Origin of the sequence: Frankia sp. AgKG'84/4 (genome assembly GCF_023242965.2) — a bacterium.
GTDB lineage: Bacteria > Actinomycetota > Actinomycetes > Frankiales > Frankiaceae > Frankia.
Genome location: NZ_JALKFU020000371.1, coordinates 1 through 5,254, shown reverse-complemented (window position 1 = coordinate 5,254; position 5,254 = coordinate 1). Strand labels below are relative to the sequence as shown.

At 75.2% G+C, this 5,254-nt stretch carries 5 protein-coding genes; 2 read left to right on the top strand and 3 right to left on the bottom strand.

Going from position 1 to position 5,254, the window contains the following annotated elements; genetic code table 11:
- Both MXD58_RS19270 and MXD58_RS19265 read left to right on the top strand, forming a co-directional pair.
- Window positions 1-601, top strand: a 601-nt coding sequence (locus MXD58_RS19270; RefSeq protein WP_284678574.1) for a glutamate ligase domain-containing protein, incomplete at its 5' end; no start/stop codon positions are given.
- Window positions 602-723: 122 nt separating this feature from the next.
- Window positions 724-1,347, top strand: a complete 624-nt coding sequence (locus tag MXD58_RS19265; RefSeq protein ID WP_248840060.1) for a nitroreductase/quinone reductase family protein — start codon at window positions 724-726, stop codon at window positions 1,345-1,347.
- Between the two features lie 63 nt (window positions 1,348-1,410).
- Here the strand turns inward: MXD58_RS19265 and murG are convergent, their stop codons facing one another.
- From murG to murD, 3 genes are all read right to left on the bottom strand, one after another.
- Window positions 1,411-2,541 (bottom strand): undecaprenyldiphospho-muramoylpentapeptide beta-N-acetylglucosaminyltransferase, encoded by a 1,131-nt coding sequence (gene murG / locus MXD58_RS19260; protein ID WP_248840061.1) that lies wholly within the window; start codon window positions 2,539-2,541, stop codon window positions 1,411-1,413.
- 3 nt (window positions 2,542-2,544) lie between these two features.
- Entirely contained in the window at window positions 2,545-4,026 is a 1,482-nt protein-coding gene (gene ftsW, locus MXD58_RS19255; protein ID WP_248840062.1) for a putative lipid II flippase FtsW, read from the bottom strand.
- A gap of 62 nt (window positions 4,027-4,088) precedes the next feature.
- The coding region (gene murD / locus MXD58_RS19250) for a UDP-N-acetylmuramoyl-L-alanine--D-glutamate ligase (RefSeq protein ID WP_250609679.1) at window positions 4,089-5,254 on the bottom strand (1,166 nt) is incomplete at its 5' end.

Below are 5,254 nucleotides of genomic sequence, written 5' to 3'. Positions count from 1 at the left end.
GAGCGCCGCCCGCTCGAGCGCCGCCCGCTCGGGCGCCGCGGCGGGCGTCACGACCGGACTGGCACCCGAGTCCTTGGGTGCGGTCCCCGGCCAGCCGGGCGGCGCGCAGACGGGCACCAGCGCGGACGCCGATCCCGCCGGCACCCACAGCCTCGAGGTCATCGACGACTATGCGCACCATCCCACCGAGATCCGCCTGACGCTGGCCGCGGCCCGCTCCCGCGCCCGCGACCGCGCGCTGTGGGCGGTCCTGCAGCCGCACACCTACAGCCGCTTCGCCGCGATGCTCGACGGCTTCGCCGACGCCTTCGCCGACGCGGATCGGGTGTACGTGACCGACGTCTACGCCGCCCGCGAGCACGACGACCTCGGTCGCCATCCCAGCGACCTGGTCACCCGGCTGCGCCGGCCCGCGTTCGCCGTGCACGTGCCGTGGCCGGAGCTGACCGGGCGGCTGGCCGCCGACGTCCGGGCGGCCCTCGCGGACACCGGCGGCGACGCGCCCACCCGGGGCATCCTGCTGCTCACCCTCGGCGCGGGCACGATCACCACGGTCGGCCCACGACTGCTGGCGACCCTCGGGGCGGGGCCGGCCGGCTGAGACCGACGCGGGCCGCACCCGCGGTGATCCTCCTCGCCGTAACGCGGAGTGAATGATTGACTGCGCCAACACGCCCACCGCCGGCCGCGTGCCGGCGGCGACCGGTGAGGATTTCTCAGACGATGCCCGACACGCAGGACACGCGCAGTCCCGGCTTCGACCTCCGGGCGGTCAACCAAACCGTCATCGCCGAGTACCGGGCGACCGGCGGAGCGCTGGTGAAGACCCTGCCCGGGTCCCGCCTCGTGCTACTGACGACGACCGGCCGGCGCACGGGACAGGAACACACCACGCCACTGGGTTACGTCACGGAGCCCGGGGACCCGACGGATCGCGACGATCAGGCCGCTCCGTCGCCCACCCCTCGTCCGTTGCCAGGCCCCGGGCCGTCACCCACCCCTGGACCGTCACCCACCCCTGGACCGTCACCTGCCCCTGGACCGGTCGCGCCCGCCAGGCCGGCCGATCTCGGCGGCCCGGCGGGCGGACGGCCGGAGCGGATCATCGTGTTCGCGTCGAACATGGCGGCACCGCACGATCCGGACTGGTACCGCAACCTGACGGCCAATCCCAAGGTCGTCGTCGAGCTCGGGACCGACCGCTTCGAGGCGGAGGCCGTCACCGCCGTCGACGCGGAACGCGCACGCCTGCACGCCGCGCTGGTCGCGGCGATGCCGGGCCTGCGCGACCACCAGGACCGGGTCGACCGGAAGATACCCGTAGTGGTGCTCTCGCCGCTGCGCTGAGCGGCGAGAGCCGCCTTCAGACGCGGCGGCGCCCCGCAGCGGGGTACTCAGGAAGCGGGGTGCTCAGGAAGCGGCGTGGCGGGCCCGGGTGCGACGCCGGGTCGCCGCCGCGGCCCGGATCATGTCGACGATCGCCGCGGCGGCCTGCGGGTGACCGCTGCCGGCGCACGCCGCTGACATCTTGGCCAGCCGCTCGGCCGAGGTGAGCACCGGCAGCACGTTCGCCAGCAGCCAGTCGGCGCTGAGCTCCGCGTCGTCGACCAGCAGGCCGCCGCCGGCCTCGACCGTCGGCAGCGCGTTGCGCCGCTGCTCGCCGTTGCCGATGGGCAGCGGCACATAGGCCGCCGGCAGCCCGACGGCGGCGAGTTCGGCGCAGCTCATCGCGCCGGAGCGGCACAGCGCCAGGTCGGCGGCGACGTAGGCGGACGGGATGTGGTCCAGGTAGGGCCGCAGCACATACGGCGCCGGCAGGCCCCGGGGCAGCGCGGCGCGGACCTCGTCGAAGTTCTTCGGCCCGGTGGCGTGCAGGACCTGCACACCGGCCGCGGTCAGCCGGTGCGCCGCGGCGATCATCACCTGGTTGAGGGTGCGCGCCCCCTGCGAGCCGCCGAAGACGAGCAGGGTCGGGCGGTGCGGCTCCAGGCCGTACTGGGCCCGCGCGGCGCGGGCGGCGGCCGGCGATCGGTCGAGGGTGAGGATCTCGGGGCGCAGCGGGATGCCGGTGAGGGTCGCGCCGCGCAGCGGCGTGCTGGGATACGACGTCGCGACGAACGGGGTGAACCGGGAGCCGAGCCGGTTGGCGAGCCCGGGCAGCGGGTTGGCCTCATGGACGACGATCGGGATGTGGCGGCGGCGGGCGGCGAGATACGCCGGCACCGACACGTAGCCGCCGAAGCCGACGACCACGTCGGCGCGGACCGCGTCCAACGTGGCGCCGGCCTGGCGGACCGCGTCAAAGAGCCGTCCGGGCAGCCGGAGCAGGTCCGGGCCGGGCCGGCGCGGCATCGGCACCTTCGGCACCGTGGCCAGCTCGTGCCCGCGGGCCGGCACCAGCCGCGTCTCCAGGCCGACGGCCGTGCCCAGCAGGGTCAACCGGGCCCGCGGTTCGACGGCCCGCAGGGCGTCCGCCACGGCGAGGGCAGGTTCCACATGGCCGGCTGTCCCGCCGCCGGCGAGCACCACGCTTCTCAACATCGGTCATGACGATGACACATCGCGCCGGCCCGCGGACAGCCCGGCCCCATTCGATCGCCCTGCGCCGCCGGGTGGTATGCCGCTGCCGCGGCTGGTGCTCCGAGGCCCGGTCCCGGACCTCGGCGACTCACCGCGCGGTCGGGACCTACCCTTTCGGACTGGTTCCTGCGGGCGCTGGTCCACCGGGTCACCGCCGACGGCGACGAGCCCGAGACCGGGCCGGCGCGCCCGGCCGCCCGGCAGCCAGCGACGTGACCGGGCCCGGATCGGCACGGCCCGCGCGGCCCGGCGTTCCTCGGCCCGGCGGTCCAGGTACTGCGCCGCCGCGGGCTCCGACCGGGCGAAGGCGAGCAGCATCCCGAGCGCGACCAGCGTGGGCAGCAGCGACGAGCCTCCGAACGACACCAGCGGCAGCGTGACCCCGGTGATCGGCAGCAGCCCGACGACCGCGCCGATGTTCACCACGGCCTGCACGATGATCCACGCGGTGACCCCGGCCGCGGCCAGCCGCACGAACAGATCGTCCGCGCGGTGCGCGATCCGCAGCCCGGCGTAGCCGAGCACGCCGAACAGGGCCACGACGACGAGGCTGCCGACCAGGCCCAGCTCCTCGCCGATGATCGCCAGGATGAAGTCGGTGTGCACGGCGGGCAGCAGCTCCGGCCACTTCTCCCGGGACCCACCGAGCCCCTCACCCCACCAGCCGCCCGTGGCCAGCGCGTAGATGCCCTGGACGGCCTGGAAGCCGTCTCCGTCGGCGTCCGCGAAGGGGTCGGTGAACGACAGCACCCGGCGCATCCGGTAGGGCTCCAGCACGGCCAGCAACGTCGCGGCGAAGACCATCACGGCGACCATCGCGCCGTAGAACCGCTTCGGCGTGCCGACCACCCACAGGATCGTCAGCGGCACGACGGTCACGCAGATCGCCCCGCCGAGGTCCGGTTCGAGCAGCAGGAGCAGGTCGACGAACAGGAACACCGGCACCACGGGGACGAGCAGGTGCTTGGCGTCGGACAGCAGCCGCCGCTTGCGCACCAGCAGATCGGAGCACCACAGCACCAGAGCGATCTTCATCAGCTCGCTGGGTTGGATGGTGATCGGGCCGACGACGATCCACTGCCGGGCGCCGCCGCGCACGCTGCCGATCCCGGGAACCAGCACCACCAGCAGCATGAAGACCGTGGCGCCGAGCAGGGGGTAGGCCGCCGCCCGGAACACCCGCACCGGCAGCCGGCTGGCCACCATCGCCAGCGGCAGGCCGATGCCGACCCAGGTCGCCTGCCGGAGGAACAGCGTGTAGGAGGAACCGAACAGCGCGAAGGAGCGCACGCTCGACGCCGAAAGCACCATGATCAGCCCGAGCAGCAGCAGCAGCCCGGCCGAGGACACCAGCAGGTAGTAGGAGGCCAGCGGCCGGTCGAGCAGCGGCACCCGCTGCGCCGCCTCGGCCTCGCCCTCGGCCTCGTCCGACGCCGACCCCGCCACATCTGCCCCCTCGCCCGCCACACCTGCCCCCTCGTGAGCTCGCCGGCGCGACCGGGCCCGCGCTATCCCGATCTCGACCGCACCGCCGCCGCGAACGCGTCGCCGCGGGCCGCGTAGTCGCGGAACATGTCCATCGAGGCCGCGGCCGGCGCGAGAAGCACCGTGTCGCCCGCGCGGGCGAGGGTCGCCGCAGCCTTCACCGCATCGTCCATGCCGGCGGCCCGTTCGACGGGGACATCGGGGGCGTGTCGGGCGAGCGCGACGGCGATCTCCTCCGCGCACCGGCCGATGAGCACGGCGCCTCGCAGCGTCTGGCGGGCCTGGCACACCAGGTCATCGAAGGTGAGGCCCTTGTTGAGGCCGCCCGCGATCCACACGACGGAGGGGTACCCCGTCAGGGAGGCGGCGGCGGCGTGCGGGTTCGTCGCCTTGCTGTCATCCACCCAGCGGACCTCGTCGATGACGGCGACCTCGGCGTTGCGGTGGGCGCCGGCGCGGAAGCCCGCGAGGGCCGCGCCGATCGCCGCCGGCTCGACACCCTCGGCGCGGGCCAGCGCGGCCGCGGCCAGCGCGTTGGAGATCATGTGGGGCCCGGTGACGGCCAGTTCGCGCAGGTCCAGCAGCGGGCCGCCGCCGAACTCGCGGTCGACGAGGTGGCCGGCGTCGACGGTCAGCCCGAGGTCTGCACGGGCCGCCGGGTCCCGGCCGAACAGCACCCGTCGGCCCGGCGCGGCGGCGAGCAGCCGGGCGCTCGCCGGGTCGTCCGCGTTGCCGACGGCGATCGTCGCCGGGTCGTGCCAGATCCGCGCCTTCGCGGCGGCGTACGCCTCGGCGCCGCCGTGCCAGTCCAGGTGGTCGGGGGCGACGTTGAGCACGGTGGCGGCCAGCGGCGCGACGGTGTCGGCGTAGTGGAGCTGGAAGCTGGACAGCTCCACGGCGAGCGCCTGGTACGGCGGCGCGGCGCGCACCGCCTCGACGATCGGGGTGCCGATGTTGCCCGCGGTGGTCGAACGCCGCCCGCCCGCGGCGAGCATCGCGCCGAGCATCTCGGTCGTCGTGGTCTTGCCGTTCGTCCCGGTCACGGCGAGCCAGCGGCCCGGCCCGCGCCAGCGCCAGGCGAGCTCGACCTCGCCCCACACCGGCACCCCGGCGGCGGCCGACGCGGTGATCAGCGGCGCGGACGGCGGGACGCCCGGCGAGGTGACGACGAGCGCGGCGTCCCCCGGGC